The sequence below is a fragment of the Catalinimonas locisalis genome (assembly GCF_038039535.1).
Classification (GTDB): Bacteria; Bacteroidota; Bacteroidia; order Cytophagales; family Cyclobacteriaceae; genus Catalinimonas.
In genome coordinates this window covers 66,582-88,082 of record NZ_JBBPHP010000028.1, presented here as the reverse complement: position 1 = coordinate 88,082, position 21,501 = coordinate 66,582, and the positions used below count along the sequence as shown (strand labels likewise).

Genomic DNA, 21,501 nt, shown 5'->3' with positions numbered 1-21,501 from the left:
TTAAAACTGCCTTTGCCTATTTGAATGATATAAAGCAAGGATTAGGTATCAGCTTAGTTGCGTAACTTCAGTTATTACATAATCCTGTTTGTGTCAAAACCTTCAAGTAAATCAGCCACCCTTTTTACAAACATCCCTCCCAAAGCTCCATCAACTACCCTGTGATCATAAGAATGAGAAAGAAACATTTTATGCCGGATGCCAATTGCATCACCAGCTGGAGTTTCAATCACACTGGGCTTTTTTACTATTGTACCTAAAGCTAGTATTGCTACCTGAGGCTGCATGATAATTGGCGTACCCATCAAATTACCAAAAGATCCGATATTAGACACAGTATATGTGCCTTCTGATAAGTCATCAGCACTTAACTGATTCTTCCGTGCTTTGTGGGCAAGTTCATTTACCTTTTTTGTAAGCCCAAGTAAGCTAAGTTGGTCAGCATTTTTAATGACAGGTACAATAAGATTACCATTTTCTAAAGCTACTGCCATTCCAATATTGATGTCTTTTCTTTTGATAATTTTGTCACCATCAACAGAAACATTAATCATAGGGTAGTCTTTGATAGCCTGAGCGATAGCCTCAATGAATATAGGAGTAAAAGTTAATGCTTCACCATCTCTTTCTTTAACTACATTTTTATATTTGTTTCTCCAGGCAACAATATTTGAGACATCAGTTTCAACAAAAGACGAAACGTGAGCAGATATGTCTTTGGATTCTAACATACGATTTGCAATCATTTTTCGCATGCGATCCATTTCTATTATCTCATCATTCGGGCCGGCCTTTACAGCTACGGAAAGAGTTTTAGTGTTATTCTTTACCTCTTTATTCTTTCTGTTTTCTAAGTATTGAATAATATCTTTTTTGGTAACTCTACCATCTTTTCCAGTGCCATCAATTTGCTGAAGTTCCTCTTCTCCAATGTTTTCTTCTTTGGCAATATTTTTAACCAAAGGTGAATAAAATGGACTGCCTCCTCTCTTGCCAACTTCTGCTGTAGATGTTGTCGTTGGTGGTTTTATTGGTTCGTCCTGACGACGGGCATCACTTTTTAGTGAATCAACTTCAGGAGCTGAGACTTCTGCATGGTTTGTATCACTACCATTATTAGTAGCATCATTCTCTATTATAGCAATAGGGTTCCCAACTTTGGCAATTTCTCCTTCTTGTATCAGTATTTTTTTGAGAACACCACTTTGTGTGGCAGGTACTTCTGTATCTACTTTATCAGTAGCTACTTCAAGCACTGATTCATCCTGCTCAATAAAGTCTCCTTCTTCTTTTAACCATTTCAGGATAGTTCCCTCCATGATACTTTCACCCATACGGGGCATAACCATTTCAAATGTTGCCATAGTATTAACCTCTTTGCTATCGGATTCAAATTTAGCTCTTTACTTTTCCTTTTCAAGTACTCTATAAAAAACTATTCCATAGTAAAAGTTGAAAACTCAGAGAGAGGTTTCTATTGAAATGTTTGAAAGTGGAGATAATTTGAAGTTGTAAATACTTAATTTTGGAGGTGTTATTTAATAACAGCCTGTTCAGAAGCATCCTTATTATAGGGTATGGCATCCTCACCTTCAAGAGAAAGGCTTTCGTTTATGGCTCTCAGATGATGGTCAATTCCAATTTCTGAACCTGGGATAAATCCGGGAACGGTGATAACTTGGGTTAGCACGCCACCAAGTCCACGATGCGCGATACCTCTGGGAATATATACTAAGTCACCTACTTCAAGATCTGTAGACTGAAGTAGATTATGAGCATCAGCTTGCTCAAGCTTATGGGGTTGTTCAATCAAATCAACATTTGTAGACGTAATCAGGCGAGCTCCAGGAAGAACCATCTGAACTAAATAAAACTCATCAAATCCCCCATCAATAGGATGATAGTGTGTAAATGAATCCATAATTCTCACTCTATGAGCATTCAGTGCATGATAAAGATATTCACCCACTTCGTCTTTCCAGGTAAGTAAAATTCTGCGATAAGCGTTTCTTTCTGTAGCACAACCTCCCGGCACATCAGTAATGTTTGGATCCCAGTCAGGACGGATAAATTGAGGTACCTCAGAAGGTAGAGGGTCAGGAACATCAAATACCAAAGCATCTAATTTACTATCACTTTCCAGAGACTCACCTTTATCCAGATAAATAATATCACCAACAGAGAATTCTGAAGACTTTTCTTTGATACTCACTTCACCTTCACCAGTTTGAATAAAAACCAGGCGGTAAGCATCTTTTGATGGAAGGGATTTTTGTTGAAAGAAGAAATCAAGGTCATAACCAGGATTTCTTTTTTTAAAGGAGGAACGTAGAGCATCAAATCCACTGGTATCGCCTTTACTTAAGTTAACTATCTGAATCTGGGCTTCATTCTCTACGGCATCCTTTTGAGTAAATGCAAAAAATATTAACGTTGAAGAAATCGCTAAGAATATTAAAAATACTAAAGGTTTCATAATACTGAGTATCAATAAAATTGATATTAAAACTAACTAAATAAATGGGAGAGTAAAATAATAAGTTCAACTATTTGAAAGACTGTTATCCATTTTTATTCTGAACTGCCTATTCTACAAAGCATATTACCTTATTAGCAAAGTGAAAAAATTACATTCTTGAAATTATATGATTAGCAGCTCACATCTAAATTAGGATTTAGACTGACCAAAAATAATTATATTAACTCTCCCGCTGTTTAGAAGATTAGATCCTACACAACAATATTTACAATCTTTTTAGGCACAATGATCACCCTTTTGGGAGGCTTCCCTTGTGTCCATTTTTGTATTTGTTCTGCTGCAAGTACCTCTTTTTCTATATCTTCCTTTGGCATATCCAAAGCAAACTGCATCTTCGCACGGACTTTACCATTTACTGAGATTGGATATTCATGAGAGGCCTCAATAAGATATTTTTCTTCAAACTGTGGAAAACTTTCGTTGATAACGCTGGTTTCATGACCCAGGCTATTCCATAGTTCCTCTGCGATGTGAGGTGCGAAAGGAGAAATGATCAGCACTAACTTTTCAAGTACTTCTCTTTTATGACACTTTAAGCTAGTAAGTTCGTTCACACAGATCATGAAGCTACTTACTGAAGTGTTGAAAGAAAGGGCTTCTATATCATCCTGAACCTTTTTAATGGTTTTGTGCAGTATCTTTAGTTCTGCTTCTGTAGCCTTTTCTTCATTGACTAATAGATTATTGGCATCATCATAAAATAAACGCCAGAGTTTACGAAGAAACTTAAATACGCCGTCTATACCATTGGTATTCCAGGGTTTGGATTGCTCCAATGGCCCCAGGAACATTTCATACATTCTCAGAGTATCTGCTCCGTACTGCTCAACTACCTCATCTGGATTGACAACATTCAAAAGACGTTTAGACATCTTTTCAACTACACTTTCACATATAAATTTATTATCCTCTTTTAAAAAAATGTAATTATTTTTTTGTGGATCACTTTTTACAAATTTCTCTATATCAAGTTCGTCGTCTTTAACAAATCTAATATCGGTCGGCCACATTTGTAAGCGACTCTTAAAATCAATTTTGTGTAGTTGCGATGGGTTTAAACTGTTTTCACTCAGTTTCAAACCTAACTCTATTTTAATATTGTTATTTCCATCCATTAAAGCTTTAGCTTTATTTTTGGAAATTTCAATATAAGGCATATCTGCTAGCGAGAAACTGGTTCCTTCTATCATGGAAATATCAGGGATTAATCTATAACTGTATTGAGTTACCCCCTGTATCATCCCCTGATTCACCAGCTTTTTGTAGGGTTCGTCCACAGTGACATAGCCTCGGTCGTAAAGGAATTTTGTCCAGAAACGAGAGTAGAGCAGGTGGCCGGTGGCATGTTCTGTGCCCCCAATATATAAATCCACATTTTCCCAGTAACTCTGCTTGGTCTTGCTCACCATTTCTTCTTTGTTGTGAGGATCCATATACCGGAAATGGTACCAACTGGAACCTGCCCAGCCTGGCATGGTCGTCAGTTCATATTCGTACTGATCATCATATTTCCAATCCACTGCTCTTCCCAATGGAGGCTCTCCGGTAGCGGTAGGTTTATATTCGTCCACTGACGGGAGAGTTAAAGGAAGTTCATCCTTAGACATAGGGTGGGGGACACCATTTTTGAAATACATGGGTACCGGTTCTCCCCAATAGCGCTGGCGGCTAAACACGGCATCACGCATTCTGTAATTGACCTTGGGTTTTCCAACTCCTTCTTTCTCAGCTTTTTCATTAACCGCTTTGATCGCTTCTGTTGATTCCATACCATTCAGAAAATCAGAATTGATCATCTTTCCGTGCTTCTTTTCGGTCGGATCACCCATCTCTTCAGTACCTTCAATGACCGGAATAATAGGAAGGTCAAAATGATTGGCGAAGCGAAAATCACGATCATCAGAAGAGGGTACTGCCATAACAACTCCAGTACCATAGCCAGCTAATACATAATCGGCAACCCAAAGCGGTATCTCTTCTCCATTGATGGGGTTGATCACGTAACTTCCGGTAAATACTCCGGATACGGTTTTGACATCTGCCATACGATCTCTTTCGGATCTGTTTTTGGCAATTTCCACATAGGCTTCTACTTCAGCTTTCCGGTCATGGGTAGTGAGTTGGGCAATCAGTTCATGCTCAGGAGCAAGCGTAACATAAGTAACGCCGTAAATGGTATCTGAGCGAGTTGTAAAAGCAGTAAGGACGATATCACTATCTTTTACTTTGAAGTCCAGTTCGCATCCAAAGGATTTACCAATCCAGTTGCGTTGCATCTCTTTAAGCGAATCTGACCAATCAATGGTATCCAAACCAGAAAGCAAGCGGTCTGCATAGGCAGTGATGCGCATCATCCACTGTCGCATCTTACGACGCTCCACCGGATAACCTCCTCTTTCTGAAAATCCGTCTTTTACCTCATCATTGGCTAACACTGTACCCAGTTCCGGACACCAGTTTACTACAGTATCCGAGACATAAGTGAGGCGATAGTTTAGCAAAATCAGTTGCTGTTGCTGCTCATCCATCTGCTGCCATTCTTCGGCAGAAAAAGCAGGGGTATCTTCATCACAGGCTGCGCTAATCTTCTGGTTACCGTCCTTTTCAAAGCTGCCGATGAGCTTTTCAATGGGTTCAGCCTTATCAGTTTCCTGGTTATACCAGCTATGAAATAGTTGGAGGAATATCCACTGAGTCCATTGATAATAATCAGGGTCACAGGTTTGCACTTCTTTATCCCAATCAAAGGAGAAGCCTATATTATCAAGCTGCTCTTTGTAGCGTTTGATATTATTTTCAGTAGTAATGGCAGGGTGCTGACCTGTTTGGATGGCATACTGTTCGGCAGGTAGGCCAAAAGCATCAAATCCCATGGGATGAAGCACATTGTAACCTTTCATTCGCTTATATCGGGAGACAATATCAGAAGCAATGTAACCGAGGGGATGACCAACGTGTAAACCTGCACCGGAAGGGTAGGGGAACATATCCAGTATATAAAATTTAGGCTTGCTGGTATCTACATCAACTTTATAAATTTCTTTTTCTTTCCAGTATTTCTGCCACTTTTTTTCAATCTCACGAAAGTCGTATTCAGCCATTACTATGGTTATTTTCTTTAAATGATAAGTCAGACAAAATTAGAATAATTCGCAAAGAATGTACATCCTCACTCAAAAAAACAAACAATTTACTCATGTTAATCAATAGCATTTTCTTTGTGCTTTTGTTTCCAGTAATCCGAAAGCCGAGCTACAAACTGTTCAGGAGTTTCCGATAGAATTTTTTTGCCCAGTGGTTTAGCCAGTGTTTGAAGCTCTTTTCGTTTCTCGTCCATCACAGAAAAAAGTGCTGCCTGAGCCTCAGTGTTTTCTAAGTTCATGTCTTCAACATAAGTTTTCAGTACCGCCAAATCATGATCATCACCCAGATAATCAGTGAGCTGGTGTAGTTCTTTCTCCAGCGCTTTCAGGGGCTTTTTCCAGATATCTCTTAGAAAATCAACTTCATAACGCAGATATTTACTTCGCTTTCTCCACTCATGAAAGTTCGCTGTGGATGGCTTTTTGTAAGCTTTTTTCATAGCCTCCTGACATTTGCCATACGTGAGAGATATACCTTTGGAAAACGCAGAAAAGTCATCATTTTTAATTTTCCATTTCGCATGAATAGTTTCACCTTTTTTCAGGTCTTCCAATAGATTTTCTAACAGTTTCTGCTGATTGATTTGAATCCTGCTGATGGCTGATTTGCGTGAAGTAAGGTGGTTTTTGAGATCCTGTAGGGTTTGTCCGCAAAGTGCCTGATCAACTGCTTCGTTCAGTTGGTTGACTGTCTCCAGCATGGCAGTAACATCTCTCTCATCTGAAATTTTACGCGCTATGTCACGATAGTAAATATTAGTTTTCTTATACCTTTTTTTTCCTATTTCACCACGGAATAAACGGCTAAAAGCCCGCATTTTTTTCATGGTTTTCCTCGCTTCGTGAATTGCCTTGTGTGGATCTTCCTGCTGCAAAGCGCTTCTACATTCATCAAGAAAACTTTGGAGGATGCGTTCTGCATTTGAAGGGACTGTCTCTTTAAGGTCAATTCTTAAGCTCATAGTAGGATGTGTATTTTAGATAGAAAATAGGCTAATGAAATATAATAAACAGAAAAATAATAATTGAGTTGGTAAGGCTAAAGTCTTAATACTTTTAATAAAAAAGCATATTCAAAAGCTATCTCTTTAAGGTATTCATACCGCCCGGAGGAACCACCGTGCCCTGCATCCATATTAGTTTTAAGAAGCAGTAAGTTGTCATCAGTTTTCAGCGCTCTTAATTTTGCAGCCCATTTGGCTGGTTCCCAATAACTTACTCTGGGGTCATTCAGCCCTGCGGTTATGAGCATATTAGGGTATGCTTTCTGACTGACATTGTCATAGGGAGAATAGGAGCGGATGTATTCAAAATATTTTTTATCCTGAGGATTTCCCCATTCTTCATACTCAGTCACCGTTAAGGGAAGGTTTGGGTCAAGCATCGTATTCAAAACATCCACAAAGGGTACCTTAGCTACGATTGCCTTAAAAAGATCGGGCTTTGAGTTAATCACCGCACCCATCAACAAGCCGCCGGCACTTCCCCCCAAAGCACATAGGTGTTTATCGTCTGTGTACCCCTCTTTTATCAAATGTTTAGCACATGAGATAAAGTCATCAAAGCTATTTTTCTTGTGTAAAAGTTTGCCTGATTTATACCACTCCTCTCCCATATCTGCTCCTCCTCTGATATGTGCAATAGCGAAGATAAACCCTCTGTCCAGTAGGCTTATGCGGTTGGCATTGAAGTAAGGCTCTGAATTGATACCATATGATCCGTAGCCATAAAGAAGTAAAGGGTTGACAGCTTTAGGATGGATATTTTTTTTATATACCAGAGAGATCGGGATTGCTGTCCCGTCTTGAGATTGGGCAAATATTCTTTCCGAGGTGTATTGATGTTCGTCATAGCCTCCGGCCACTTCGCTTTGCTTAACCACCTTTTTTTCACGTTGCTGCATTTCGTAATCGTAAACTGTATTAGGTTTCAGCAATGAGGTATAATGGAAACGAAGCGTCTTAGTTTGATAAGTGGGATTATTTCCTCCAAAAACATAAAATGCAGGCTCATCATAAGAGATCAGGTGGTTATTTTGGGAATCAACCAGGTCAAGCACTTTGATCTGAGTTAAGCCTTCTACTCTTTCGTAGATTGCCAGATGATCGGCAAATTCATCTACTCCCTCAATTTTTACTTCTGGGTCATGAGGGATTACTTCTACCCACTGGCTTTTTTCGGGAGTGTCAAGGGAGGTTTTCATCAACCTAAAATTCGTAGCTTGCCAGTTTGTTCTTATATAAAAGAAATCATCATGCGGGTAAATTTCATATTCATGATGTTGCTCTCTGGGACTGAATACTTTGAATTCGCCTTTAGGCTCCTGTGCTGGAAGAAATCTGACTTCAGAAGTTATTTTGCTTCCAACGTCAATCAGTAAATATTTTTGATTTTTTGAAAGACTTACGGATACAAAAAATCGCTCGTCGGGCTCTTCAAAAACTACAATATCATCTTCAGGGCGAGTTCCTAAGCTATGTCTCTTCACCTGATAAGGACGCATAGTACTATCTAAAACTACATAAAATAGCGTTTGAAAATCCATGGCCCAGGCCGCAGAATCTGAAATATTATTGAGCTGATCAACCATGAGGGTATGATCATGCAGGTTTTTAAAAAACATGCGATACTGTTCAGAGCCATCAGTGTCTATTGCATAAGCTAAAGTTTTATGGTCAGGGCTTATCTCAAATATTCCCAGATGGAAATAATCATGACCTTCAGCCAGACGGTTACAGTCTAATAAAATTTCTTCCCTGGCATTTAGCGAACGAAACTTTCGGCAGTAAATACGATAATCCTTATGTGCTTCGGTACGGGAGTAATAGTAATAATCATCAATGAGAACAGGAGCACTTTGGTCATCAGGAACAATACGCGACTTCATTTCATTGTAAAGCTGTTTTTCTGTTTCTTCCTGATCTTTCATGACTTCCCTGGCATATGCATTTTCAGCATTGAGGTAGTCCACTACTTTAGGATTATCTTTTTCCTGTAGCCACGCATAATTATCAATGAGAGGTATGTCATGGATTTTTTTTACACTTGCCTTTTGAGGGGCAATGGGAAATTGCTTCATAAAAAATTGGCTTTGAAGCTAAATTAAACAATCGTTAGCATGCATCCTATTTGAATAACATCTGCTTATTTTTTTAGCCAGGGCAAACTTGAGTAGATAATTGAATTCTAATAATACCTGTGTGGAGCTAAATATTGCTGCACATATTCATTGATTCCTTCTTCCAGACTATGAAAAGGTGTACTGTAACCAATAGATTTGAGTTTGCGCATATCAGCTTCAGTAAAATACTGATATTTTTCACGGATATCTGCGGGCGTATCCACGAAAGAGATATTTTGTTCTTTATCTATCGCTTTAAAAACAGCTTTGGTGAGGCCCAGAAAGGTGCGGGCTTTTCCACTTCCCAGGTTATAAATGCCCGAGTCTTTTCTATGCCTCATCAGAAAGTAACAAACATTTACCACATCTTTTACATACACGAAATCACGCATCTGTTCCCCATCTTTGTAATTTGGATTATGAGAACGAAATAACTTCATTTCACCTTTCTGCATGATTTGACCGTAGGCATGCCAGATCACAGATGCCATCCTTCCTTTGTGATACTCATTGGGGCCGTAAACGTTGAAGAACTTAAGTCCGGCCCAGAAAAAAGGCTTTTTTTCCTGAGCTAAAGCCCATTTATCAAATTCATTTTTGGAAATACCGTATGGGTTAAGTGGTTTTAATTTTGGAATGAGGCTTTCATCATCTTTATAGCCTAACTCACCTGCACCGTAAGTGGCAGCTGAAGAAGCATAGACTAAAGGAATCTGATAACTTACGCAGCGATTCCATATCTCTTTGCTATAATTGAGGTTAAGTTTATCAAAAACGGCGGTATCAAACTCTGTGGTATCCGTACGGGCACCGATGTGAAAGATAAATTCAACTTCCTCATAGTTTTCGTCCAACCAGGAGAAAAACTCATCTCGCTCTACTTTTTCCTGGATTTTTTTTCCTTCAAGGTTTTTCAGTTTTTCTGCGTCTTTAAACTGGTCTACAGCGATGATGTAGTTAAAATTTTCTTCATTGAGTCTGGCGATTAAACAGCTACCGATAAAGCCGGCGGCTCCTGTGACAATGATCATATTTTTGGCTTTTTTTAGTTTAGTTACTTAAGTTAAGGAAGGATTCATCTTCTCTTCTTGTTATCAGACTGATTTTTCGCGTGCTATTAATTATATTTGCGGCAAAATAAGCAGAGTCTATGATTTATGTAAGCAGAAGAGAGCATTTTAACGCTGCTCACAAACTATATAATCCAAACTGGACCAGAGAAAAAAATGAAGAAGTGTTTGGTCCTTGCGCCAATGACAACTGGCATGGGCATAATTTTGAGATGATCGTAACTGTAAAAGGTAAGCCTGATCCGGAAACAGGTTTTGTGGTTGATCTGAAGAAGCTTAGTACGCTGATACGAGAAAGAGTAATTGAGAAAGTTGATCATAAAAATCTGAATCTGGATGTGGATTTTATGCAGGGTAAAATGGCGAGTTGTGAAATTCTGATTGAAGAGATCTGGAAAATACTGGCACCGGCCCTTAAAGATATTACCAACCGGGGAGTTTTGCATTCCATTCGCCTGTATGAAACGCCCAACAATTTTGTTGACTTTTTTGGAGAAGGCATTGAGCCTCAGGATCATCTTGCGAATAAGGAACCCAATATGGCGCACGCCACGCTTTAATGAAATACTATATTATTGCAGGAGAACGCTCGGGTGACCTTCATGGCGCTAACTTAATCAAAGCATTAAAAAAGGAAGCAGAGACTACTGGTGATACTCAAATAAATGTACGCTGCTGGGGCGGTGACGAAATGCAAAAGGCTGGGGGCGAACTGGTGGTACATTACCGCGAGATGGCTTTTATGGGTTTTTGGGAGGTTTTTACCAACCTTTCAACGATCAGAAAATTCATCAAACAGTGCGAAAAAGACATACTGGAATTTCAACCGGATGTGCTTATTCTGATTGATTATGCAGGCTTCAATATGCGAATGGCACGCTTCGCTAAGAAGCATAATATACTTACCTATTATTATATCTCACCAAAACTTTGGGCCTGGAACCAGGGTAGAGCAAAAAAAATAAAAGCCAATGTAGACAAGATGTTTGTCATTCTACCTTTTGAGAAGGACTTCTATCGTAAGTTTGATTATAAAGTAGAATATGTAGGAAATCCACTTTTAGATGCTATCAGGGATTTCCAGCCGCAAAAAGATTTCCGTCAGCAATATGGTTTGGATGAGAGGCCAGTGATCGCAGTGCTTCCCGGCAGTCGCAAACAGGAAGTGAGCAATATGCTCAAAACTATGTTAGCATTATCTCCGCTATTTCCTGCGTATCAGTTTGCTGTGGCCGCGGTCAATAACCTTCCAGACGCAATGTACGATGTAGCAATGCAGCGGGAAAATGTGCAGGTTATTGAAGGAAAAACCTATGATATTCTCCATCAGGCGCATGCGGCGGTGGTAACCTCAGGTACAGCTACTCTGGAGACTGCACTTTTTGAAGTGCCTCAACTAATTTGCTACAAAACCAGCTTAATTTCTTACCAGATTGCTAAATCACTGATCAAAGTGCCCTATATAGGATTGGTGAATCTTATCGCGGATGAAGAAATAGTGCCGGAATTAATTCAGTCTGATTTTAACACAAATCGTTTGCAAAGAGAATTAAGGAAAATTGTGGCTGATACACCTGAACGTAAGGCCCAGCTGAATGCTTATCAGAGAATCAAAAAAATATTGGGTAATGAAAGAGCTTCTGAGAAAGCTGCCAGACTCATGGTGAAAAGCCTGAAAGAAAGAGAAGCTACTGCTGTTAAGTAAAAAAGAACGACCCATGCAGCCGTTCTTTGTTAAATGAAGCACTTTAACTTTATTCAGGAATTTCTGGCTTTATTCATCACATAATTCAGACTTACTTCCGAACCATCCTGTCGTTTGCTTTCATCAGCCGCTTCCATAAAAGCATAAATTTCCAGTGTTTCCTGTGGCGATACTGGAGGCTTGCCGCTTTCAAAAAACTCAGCAATTTTAGCAACCAGATTTTGATAGCCACCATAAGGTCCCAGGTTGATATTTTCTTTTGTTCCGAAAGCAATTCCTCCATAATCATGTTTACCGGTTCTGCTACCTCTGAAAGTTCCCAGACGTCCATCCTGCCATGTACCCACTACGATATCAGTATCGGGAGTAGCGATGCGCTGCACTCTGCGGCAACCCGTACCCATAACGGTAAATAAGATTTCTACCCCGTGTATGCCGTACCAGAACAAATCCGGATGATGCTCTTCCAAACTCGCGGGACTAAATGACATCGCCCCTGTAACATCTCCCGCTATATTTTTATGGCGCACATCCTGAGCTTTTTGCAGATATCTTAGGGAAGAAGATGAGAAAATAGGCGTATTATATTCTTCGGCCGCTTCATATAAGGCAATCGCATCATGAAGAGAGGCAGTAACCGGTTTATCCACAAACATGGTTTTTCCGGCTTTGAGTACTTGTAAACCCTGTTCCAAATGGGGTCTGCCATCATTGGTTTCCAGAAGCACAAAATCAACTTTTTCAAGTAGTTTGTCTATAGAATCAACAATTTCAACCCCCAGGGCTTTCACCTCTTCAGTATACTTAGGGATACGCTCAACGCTGCTGGGAATATCTTTACTTCCATACGGATATGCAGCCACTACCTGATACCCTTTTAGCTTAGCCTCCTGCTCCTTTGCATTAAACATTTTGGTAAAAGCGGGGCTATGAGAAGTATCCAGGCCAATAATGCCAATCCTTTTTCCAGCGGGAGCAGAGGATTTTTGGTGAATATTAAAGTTAGGTAAACTTATGGAGAGTCCAGCTACACCGGCCTTTTTCATAAAATCTCTTCTGGTGTTCATTGATAGTATTAGGTTATTTGATTAAACAGTAGGTGTCCATCCCTCTTCGTATTCACGACCCCAGTATTTCATCGCTTCAGGATCATTGATAATATTGCCATTCGCCGAATTGATGACTAAGCTCCTGCCGACACGTTGCGCTACATTACCCAGGTGGCAGATATGTACACTTTTGTTAGCGTCTTCAATATGCGTTCTGGGTTGAATACCATGCCGTATGGCATCTACAAAATTGATGATGTGTGCTTTATCTAAATCAAAGCCAGGCCCTGAAGTATCCAGTGCATCTGATGTGGATTCACTTACTTCCGTTACCAGTTTATTTTTATGGTCAAAAACTTTGTAGCCATTCCCTCCATATATTTCCAAAGTACCGTTTTCTCCATGAAAAGAAGCGCCAACATTAGAACCGTTAATACTACGCCCATTGCTGCTTCGGCTTTCCCAGAAAATTGATTTACCATAAGGAAACTGATACGTCACATTTTGGGTGTCAGGGGTTTCCCAATCATCATGAAAATGGTAGCGACCGCCGCAGGAATCAACTTTTTCGGGATAATCTACTCCCAGTCCCCATCGGCAGAGATCAATAAAGTGGGTCCCATTGTTCAAGAGTTCACCAGTTCCCCAATGCCAGCGCCAATGCCATTCATAATGCACCAAGTTATCCAGGTAAGGACGACGGGGAGCAGGGCCTTGCCACAGGTCAAAGTCCAGATTACTGGGTACAGGCACCTGTTTGCCATGTCCGATAGAACCTCTGGTATTGGCGTACCAACCTTTAGCCAGGTACACATTACCTATTATACCATTATGCAATTCATTCATAGCATCAATAATATTAGGCCATGACCTGCGTTGATTACCCATCATGATCACCTTGCCATGTTTTTTGGCACAGGAAACAAGCATTTCTCCCTCCGCCAGATTATGGCTACAAGGTTTTTCTACGTACACATTTTTCCCTGCCTGAAGAGCCATCATAGCTGCCGGAGCATGCCAATGATCAGGAGCAGCAATCACCAGCGCATCCAATTGCTTATCTTCTAATGCCTTTCTGAAGTCTTTCACGCCCTGCGGCGCTTCTTCCTGCCCTCCTTCTTTTGTAGCGTTGATGCCTTTGGTGATAGCATTATCATCTACATCACATATATAGGCTACTCTGCAATCCGGGTTTTGTGCAAAGCCTCGGGCTAATGCAGAACCTCTGCTATTGGTACCCATAATGCCCACATTTATCACTTCATTTGCCGATGTTTTCAGATAGGTAAAGGGGGATGGGCCTAGGCTTAATCCTATTCCACCGATACTTGTGTTTTTGAGAAAGTCTCTTCTGTTCAGACTGCTTTTCATGGGTAGTTTACGGGTTGTGATAATACTTTTGGTTGGCGACAATATAAATATAAATCTGCAAACTGAAGAAAAAGAAGTGGGCAGAGGAGTCTGGAACTGTTAGAAGTTATCAGTTTACCAGCATGAAATTTTTTCGGAACGAATTATGGAATTTTGAAGAGGTATAGTGCAGAGATTTTAGATTTTAACCATCTTAATTTGACGTAACAATTAATACTTAAGTATAAAGTTTAATTTTTAATAACTGTACTTATATATACACACAACGTTAGCACAGATACTGCTGAGGACATACAAAAGTAAATCTACCTAAAATTTAAAAAGGGAGAATAGTTTATTAAAGCAGTTGTATTGAAAAATATTGAAAAACGATGTATATCCAATATTAATAGTAGCTAATTAAAGCTCTATGCAAATAATATTTCTTAAATTTATTGATTAAAAAATTACTAATTATTTATCATTGCTGATTCATTTTCTCAGAAAAATACAACTTATTACTTTAAAAAGTTGACTTTTGATCAAACTTTAAATATTCAAGATTCGGAGTATCAAATATGTGAATGCTTACAAAATCGTAGCTAAAAAATATAAATATATATATAATAAATTTATTTATTAATATAAAAAGCTGCTTTAAATATGATATATGAGGCTTCTATTTTGATTAGAATATCCTTTCTTATCATATTGCTACTTGCCGGTAATTCTAAACTGGCCATATGTCAAATTTTTATTCATTATTCCGAAATCTTTATGAGAAAAATTCTACTCGGAATGTTACTTGGATATAAGTCCAAACTAACATTGTATCGTGTGGCTGGAATAGTAGTAATTCTGCTTACTACTTCCAGTATTGTGTTGGCACAAAGCCGAACTGTATCAGGTAAAGTAACTGATGAAAATGATGAGGGGCTTCCTGGAGTAAACGTATTAGTTCAGGGCACTACTGTAGGTACTGTTACGGATATTGAAGGTAACTACAAAATCTCAGTAAATAGTGAAAACCCTACCCTTGTATTTACTTCTGTAGGCTATGAGTCAGCCTCTGTGGAAGTAGGAAACAGATCCACTATTGATGTGAATCTTTTACCTGATCTAACCCAACTGAGTGAAGTGGTAGTGACTGCACTCGGTGTAGAAAAAGAAAAGAAATCTCTTGGTTATTCTGTAAGTGAAGTGGAAGGTGAGGCATTAGTACAAGCTCGCGAGATTAATCTTGGAAATGCATTATCAGGAAGAGTAGCTGGAGTTAACGTAAGTAGCACTGCCACTGGTCCTGCAGGATCATCTCGTGTTGTAATCCGTGGTAATAGCTCTCTTGGAGGAAATAACCAGCCTCTTTATGTGATTGATGGGGTGCCGATAGACAACTCTCAACTGGGATCAGCTGGTATGTGGGGTGGTACTGACTCCGGAGATGGTCTATCAAGCCTTAACCCTGATGATATCGCAGAAATCAGTGTGCTCAAAGGTAATACTGCTGCTGCACTTTATGGCTCAAGAGCTTCTAATGGGGTAATACTTATTACTACCAAAAAAGGTAGTGCCAGAAAAGGAATAGGCGTTGAAATAAATTCAAACCTTGTGTTTGAAAATATCATCAACAATTTTGACTGGCAGCGTCAGTATGGACAGGGAAATAGAGGTGCTAAACCTACAAGTCAGGATGAAGCACTCTCATTTGGTAATGCTTCCTGGGGAGATCGCCTGGATGGCAGCAGTGTAGTTCAATTTGATGGAGTAAGCCGTCCGTATTCATACACTGGAGATCCGTACGATGCGTTTTACAATACAGGTCTTACTTTTACCAATACATTATCATTATACGGTGGAAATGAAACAGCTAATTATCGCTTTTCAGCTTCCAACCTTGATAATGATGCAGTAATGCCTAATGCAGGGTACAACCGTAAGAACTTTACCATGAATGTGAATGGTAAGTTTGCTGAAAGGCTTTCTTTTTCGGCCAAAGCTCAATACAGCATAGAAGATACGGACAACCGCCCTCGCTTATCTGACTCTCCTGGTAATGCAAACTTTGCTGTTGCAACACTACCAGCTAACATTAATGTGACTGACTTGAAAGGTGATACAGATAAACTGGGTGCTAATGAAGCTGGCGTTGAATTACCATTCAGTAACAATGTATTTTTGACCAATCCCTATTGGGGAGCTTACCAGTTTGTCAATAGTGATGAACGTAATCGTCTCATCGGTTCGGCTTTAGTACGTTATGAATTTACGGACTGGTTGTATTTGCAGGGACGTGTTGGTATTGACAATTACACTGTGCGTGGCACTAATTTAGAGCCTTACGGAACTGCTTATAAAGTATTAGGTGGAATCAACGAAAACAAAAGGACTGTACAAGAGGTAAATGCAGATTTCTTACTCGGTGCTGATAAACAGTTTGGAACGATTGGTCTGAATGCTTTTGTGGGAGGAAACCAGATGAGAAGATTTGATGAGAACATGTCTATTAATGGACAGAATTTCAATATTCCTTTTTTCCATGCAGTAAGCAATGCTGCTAACCAGAGTCCTTCTCTCAGTTATAGCGAAAAAGGTATAAACTCTCTCTTTGGGTCTGTTGAAGTGAATTACAATGAATTTTTGTATCTGACTGTTACAGGTAGAAATGACTGGTTCTCTACGCTTGCACCCGATAGAAATTCAATCTTCTATCCATCTGTAGGTACCAGCTTTGTATTCTCTGAAGCGTTTGCAATGCCTGACTGGGTTTCATTTGGTAAAGTAAGAGCAGCATGGGCACAAGTGGGTGGTGATACTGATCCTTATAACATTAATCTGACATACGAATTAACCGGTCAAGGCCATCAGGGAGCAGCACTTGCTACAATCTCTCAGGGAAATATTCCTAACGCCTTTCTTCAACCACTTACTGTAACGGAAACTGAAGTAGGATTTGACGTTCGTTTCTTTAATGATCGCCTGGGCATTGATTTCGCTTACTATGATCGTCTAACTGAAAATGATATTGTTAGCGCAAGTATTTCCAGGACATCCGGCTATACTGGCGTGGTAGTAAACGTAGGTGAAATGCGTAACTCAGGTATTGAACTATTGGTTACCGGTCAACCTGTAGTGACTAATAACTTTACCTGGGAGGTGATGTTTAATATGGCTCAGAACAACAACGAAGTACTTGAGCTAGCTGAAGGTGTTGACTTCTTATCTGGTGATCAGGCTCGTTCACAAAATGTGTTCGTTCGTCATGCAGTTGGTTACCCTTATGCTTCAATATGGGGCCGCAGACACAAAACCATTGACGGTCAGAAAGTCTATGATGCTGATGGTCTTCCAGTTAGATCAGATGATATTGAGTTATTAGGATCAGGTGTTCATGATTTGACAGCAGGTATCACCAATTCCTTGCGTTATAAGAACTTTACTTTCAGTGCCTTGATTGACATCAAAACCGGGGCTGATCTTTTCTCAGGCACTAACCTGAATGCTTATTCGTTAGGACTACATCAAAATACTCTTGAGGGTAGAGAGAGTGGATTATCCTACTCAGGTGTAGACCAGAATGGTGAAGCTGCTACGTTTGAGATAGCTGCTGAAAACGTTCAGGATTATTACTCTAGACTGGCTTCTGATATTACTGAAGAGTTTATCTATGATGCATCATTTGCAAAATTACGTTCGTTACAGCTGGGGTACAATCTTCCTAGTTCTTTGCTTGAGGCTACACCCTTTTCAGCGGCTACTGTTTCATTTGTAGGTCGTAATTTACTGTTGTTATGGAGCAATGTGGATAATATAGATCCTGAGTCTACCTACAGTACCACCAACAATAGTCAAGGGCTTGAGTGGTTAGGGGTTCCTCAATACCGTTCATACGGATTTAATGTAAATATCAGGTTCTAAAAAATTCTCTTGAAGGGAAAGAAATAATTGAAAAGTATGAAAACAATATCATATAAAATATTTGGTCTGATGCTGGCCGGGCTTCTCATGGTATCCTCATGCGATACTGATGATTTGATAGAGCTGAACGAAAACCCAAATGCAGCATCTGAGATTAATCCTTCGTATATGCTCGCCAATTCTATGTTGAGAATTTCTGGCGACCGCTATGAAAGCTGGAGAGGAGTAATGATTTATTCTTCTACCATGATTCAGCATATGGCTAATCTTCAAACTTACTGGTCTGGAGATAAGTACTTATACAACGCTCAGTATTCCGGTGCTTTGTTTGAAGCTGCTTATCCTAACTATGTAAAGCTTCTGGCTTCTGTAATGGAGCAGACTAAAGATGATCCAAGCCAGGGTAATGTGTATGGGATTGCCAGAATCCTTTGGGTTTTAGGTATGTCTCGCTTAACTGATATGTACGGAGATATTCCTTATTCAGAAGCTGGACGTGGATTTTATGATAATACTTATTCACCTCAATATGATCCACAGTCAGAGATCTATGCGGATATGCTGATGCAATTAGAAGAAGCACCCAGCACATTTGATGCATCTTTGACTGATCTTGGTGCAAATGGTGTACAGGATATTATGTATCAGGGAGATCTTGAAAAGTGGGAAAAATTTGCTAATTCCTTAATGCTACGTCTGGGTATGCGTCTTACTAAGGTTGATCCTGCCATGGCTGAAGAGTATGTAACCAAAGCTATTGCCGGTGGCGTGATGGAAAGCAATGCTGATAATGCTTACATACAGCATACTGATGGTCCGGTAGGAATTAATCAAAATGGTATTGGTCAGGTGTACCTGGCTGATCAGACTCAAAGAATGAGCAAAACGTTTATTGATTTTATGGCTGAGCGGAATGATCCTCGCTTGGAGGTAATTGCTACTACCAATCAGGATGGTATTTACAATGGATTACCCAATGGTTATGATGTGAATACCATCAAAGTATACGAAGGCACAGGAGAAGAAGCGGTACCCAATGACCTTTACTCAACTACTAATCCTGCCTTGGTGACGCTTGATGCTCCTATGTTCTTCCAGACCTATGCTGAAGTTGAATATTTATTAGCTGAAGCAGCTATACGCGGTTGGCATAGTGGAGATCCTGAAACGCATTATGAGAATGGTGTTAGAGCTGATATGGAGCATTTTACAGTTTATGATGAGTCGTTGGTGATTCCTGAAGATGCTATTGATCAATATCTGGCAGAAAATCCTTACAACGCTGCTGAAGGATTGGAAATGATTGGAGAACAGTACTGGGTCGCTACCTACCTGAATGATTATGAGTCTTGGGCAAACTGGAGAAGAACAGGCTTCCCTGTACTTGATCCGGTTACTTACCCTGGAAATATTACCAATGGTCAGATTCCCAGACGACTTAGATATTTTGAAGGTGAGTACGGTAATAATGGTGAGCAACTACAGAATGCTACCAGCAGACAGGGACCTGACGAGTTTACTACCCGTATGTGGTGGGATGCAGAATAAGTCCTTAATAATTAAATGATATAAAAAAAGTGGAGTTCATGCTCCACTTTTTTAGTTTTGGGGTAGCAAGATGTATATTCAAATAGAATCTAAAACCCTAAATCCATACCTAACATTGAAAATAGAAGTTTGTATTGATTCGGTACAGTCAGCGATCAACTCCGAAAAGGGAGGGGCAATACGCGTAGAACTCTGTGATAACCTCTTTGAAGGAGGCACCACTCCCAGTGCAGGTACTATCGCTTTAGCAAGAAAAAATATCAGTATTGGTCTGCAGGTCATCATTCGCCCCAGAGGTGGAGACTTTCTTTATTCTGATATTGAAATGGAGATCATGAAACATGATGTGCAGACTGCCAAAGAGCTTGGTGCCGATGGCGTAGTAATTGGTATACTGACTCCCCAAGGTAAAGTAGATAAAGCACGCTGTGCAGAGCTGATAGCTGTTGCCCACCCCATGAATGTTACCTTTCACCGGGCTTTTGACATGACGGTTGATCCCTACGAAGCACTGGAAGATATCATTGAGCTGGGCTGCGACCGTATTCTTACTTCTGGTCAGCAAAAATCTGCAATTGAAGGTAAAGAACTGATTGCCGAACTACACAAAAAGGCATCTGGACGTATCATCATCATGCCCGGTGCAGGTATAGACGAGTATAACATTGACCAAATGAAAGCCTGTGGGGTTGAAGAATGCCATATCTCTGCCCGCAAAGCTGAAAGCAGCGGCATGCAATTTCAGAATCACCGGGTGTTTATGGGTGGTAGCCTGAATATGCCGGAATATGAAATTTTGGTAGCGGATAGTGAGCGAATTAATAAAATGACAAAATAAAGAAGCAGTATCCTGGCGCTATTGCACCAGTACCTGGCACGTGTTTCAAACCATATGTTTCAACCTACACCCCGGTTTGTGGCACACAAACCGGAACTTTCGCGGCAGGCAAATATTTATTTTCAGTGCAAACTGTCATAAATGCTGCCATTTATTTCAAATTAATTAACGCTACCTTTAGTTGAGCATATCAGATGAATAAACCCATTAAACAACTACCCAATGCTTAGAACAATTCTCTATTTTTTAGTTGCAACGGTAGGCATCACTACTGCCTGTGAGTCTTCCCAGCCTGGATCTAATCCCGAAAATATGTCAGCCCAGTCACCTGAAACTTTTAATGTGATGTCATTCAATATTCGCTATGACAATCCCGGAGATAGTGCCCATGCCTGGCCTTATCGCAAAGAGATGGTAGCCAGTACAATCAAATTTCACGAAGCGGATCTATTAGGCTTGCAGGAAGCCCTTGAACACCAGGTAAAGTATCTGGATAGTGCGCTTGCCGAAATGGATTGGGTGGGAGTAGGCCGTGACAATGGTAAATCACAGGGCGAATTCTCTCCGGTTTTCTACAATAGAGACAAGTTTGAACTTACAGACTGGGGAACCTTCTGGTTGTCAGAAACACCCGATGATATCAGTGTGGGCTGGGATGCCGCTTTACCCCGCATCGCTACCTGGACGCAGCTAGTACAAAAATCTAGCGGAGATACGGTCTACTATTTCAATACACACTTTGACCACAGAGGTGAGCAGGCACGGGAAGAAAGTGCCCGTCTGATCAGGCAGAAGATTACTGATATTGCCGGAGATGCACCAGTGGTGGTTACCGGTGATTTTAATGCAACCCCTGATTCTGCCCCTTATGCTGCCATGACCGAAGGAGAAGATATGGATGATGCTTATGAATTGACAGTACTCCCGCATCACGGTCCCAGCAGCTCTTTCAGTGGTTTTTTGGTCAACGAACCCCTGCAGGAAAACCGTCGGATTGATTATGTATTCGTAAGCCCCAATGTTGAAGTGCTGAAGCATGCAATACTTACGGATTCGCGCGATAATTCCTATCCTTCCGACCATTTACCCGTAATTGCGAAAGTAAATCTTAAGTAGGATGATGCTTTATTGAGGTATGGTGCTTTATTACAAGCTATTACAGCTATATCTTTTAACTTTGAAACCATTTTATACAAACCTATTACACCATAAAACCACTCCGC

At 40.1% G+C, this 21,501-nt stretch carries 14 protein-coding genes; 6 read left to right on the top strand and 8 right to left on the bottom strand.

Features of this window, described 5'->3' with window-relative positions; all coding sequences use genetic code 11:
- Nucleotides 1-74: 74 nt before the first annotated feature.
- The 6 genes from WJR50_RS24395 to rfaD all read right to left on the bottom strand — a co-directional run bounded on the left by WJR50_RS24395 (nt 75) and on the right by rfaD (nt 9,834).
- Nucleotides 75-1,364 carry a dihydrolipoamide acetyltransferase family protein gene (locus tag WJR50_RS24395; RefSeq protein ID WP_341295920.1) on the bottom strand — a complete coding sequence of 430 codons (1,290 nt, stop codon included), beginning with the start codon at nt 1,362-1,364 and terminating at the stop codon, nt 75-77.
- A 170-nt stretch (nt 1,365-1,534) separates the two neighbouring features.
- On the bottom strand, nt 1,535-2,476 hold the full coding sequence (locus tag WJR50_RS24390) for a hypothetical protein (RefSeq protein WP_341295919.1): 942 nt from the start codon (nt 2,474-2,476) through the stop codon (nt 1,535-1,537).
- 254 nt (nt 2,477-2,730) lie between these two features.
- The gene (locus WJR50_RS24385; RefSeq protein WP_341295918.1) at nt 2,731-5,640 is read right to left on the bottom strand and encodes a leucine--tRNA ligase; all 2,910 of its coding nucleotides are present in this window, start codon (nt 5,638-5,640) and stop codon (nt 2,731-2,733) included.
- A 98-nt stretch (nt 5,641-5,738) separates the two neighbouring features.
- Nucleotides 5,739-6,644, bottom strand: a complete 906-nt coding sequence (locus WJR50_RS24380; RefSeq protein WP_341295917.1) for a CHAD domain-containing protein — start codon at nt 6,642-6,644, stop codon at nt 5,739-5,741.
- A 77-nt stretch (nt 6,645-6,721) separates the two neighbouring features.
- A complete protein-coding gene (locus WJR50_RS24375; protein ID WP_341295916.1) occupies nt 6,722-8,761 on the bottom strand; it encodes a S9 family peptidase in 2,040 nt (679 codons plus the stop codon).
- A 107-nt stretch (nt 8,762-8,868) separates the two neighbouring features.
- Nucleotides 8,869-9,834 (bottom strand): ADP-glyceromanno-heptose 6-epimerase, encoded by a 966-nt coding sequence (gene rfaD, locus WJR50_RS24370; RefSeq protein ID WP_341295915.1) that lies wholly within the window; start codon nt 9,832-9,834, stop codon nt 8,869-8,871.
- Between the two features lie 119 nt (nt 9,835-9,953).
- Between rfaD and WJR50_RS24365 the strand changes: the two genes are divergently transcribed.
- Nucleotides 9,954-10,433: a 6-pyruvoyl trahydropterin synthase family protein gene (locus WJR50_RS24365; protein WP_341295914.1), complete on the top strand. Its 480-nt coding sequence runs from the start codon at nt 9,954-9,956 to the stop codon at nt 10,431-10,433.
- Nucleotides 10,433-11,578, top strand: coding sequence for a lipid-A-disaccharide synthase (lpxB, locus tag WJR50_RS24360; RefSeq protein WP_341295913.1), 1,146 nt, complete (start codon nt 10,433-10,435; stop codon nt 11,576-11,578). Before WJR50_RS24365 ends, lpxB begins: the two co-directional genes overlap by 1 nt.
- Before the next feature lie 53 nt (nt 11,579-11,631).
- Here the strand turns inward: lpxB and WJR50_RS24355 are convergent, their stop codons facing one another.
- Together WJR50_RS24355 and WJR50_RS24350 are read right to left on the bottom strand one after the other, a co-directional pair.
- The gene (locus WJR50_RS24355; protein WP_341295912.1) at nt 11,632-12,645 is read right to left on the bottom strand and encodes a Gfo/Idh/MocA family protein; all 1,014 of its coding nucleotides are present in this window, start codon (nt 12,643-12,645) and stop codon (nt 11,632-11,634) included.
- Between the two features lie 21 nt (nt 12,646-12,666).
- Nucleotides 12,667-13,998 (bottom strand): Gfo/Idh/MocA family protein, encoded by a 1,332-nt coding sequence (locus WJR50_RS24350; protein ID WP_341295911.1) that lies wholly within the window; start codon nt 13,996-13,998, stop codon nt 12,667-12,669.
- A 756-nt stretch (nt 13,999-14,754) separates the two neighbouring features.
- Here WJR50_RS24350 and WJR50_RS24345 point away from each other — a divergent pair.
- The 4 genes from WJR50_RS24345 to WJR50_RS24330 all read left to right on the top strand — a co-directional run bounded on the left by WJR50_RS24345 (nt 14,755) and on the right by WJR50_RS24330 (nt 21,394).
- Entirely contained in the window at nt 14,755-17,892 is a 3,138-nt protein-coding gene (locus WJR50_RS24345) for a SusC/RagA family TonB-linked outer membrane protein (RefSeq protein WP_341295910.1), read from the top strand.
- 36 nt (nt 17,893-17,928) lie between these two features.
- Nucleotides 17,929-19,440 carry a SusD/RagB family nutrient-binding outer membrane lipoprotein gene (locus WJR50_RS24340; RefSeq protein ID WP_341295909.1) on the top strand — a complete coding sequence of 504 codons (1,512 nt, stop codon included), beginning with the start codon at nt 17,929-17,931 and terminating at the stop codon, nt 19,438-19,440.
- Nucleotides 19,441-19,555: 115 nt separating this feature from the next.
- Entirely contained in the window at nt 19,556-20,278 is a 723-nt protein-coding gene (locus WJR50_RS24335; protein WP_341295908.1) for a copper homeostasis protein CutC, read from the top strand.
- Between the two features lie 222 nt (nt 20,279-20,500).
- The gene (locus WJR50_RS24330) at nt 20,501-21,394 is read left to right on the top strand and encodes an endonuclease/exonuclease/phosphatase family protein (RefSeq protein ID WP_341295907.1); all 894 of its coding nucleotides are present in this window, start codon (nt 20,501-20,503) and stop codon (nt 21,392-21,394) included.
- Nucleotides 21,395-21,501 lie beyond the last annotated feature (107 nt).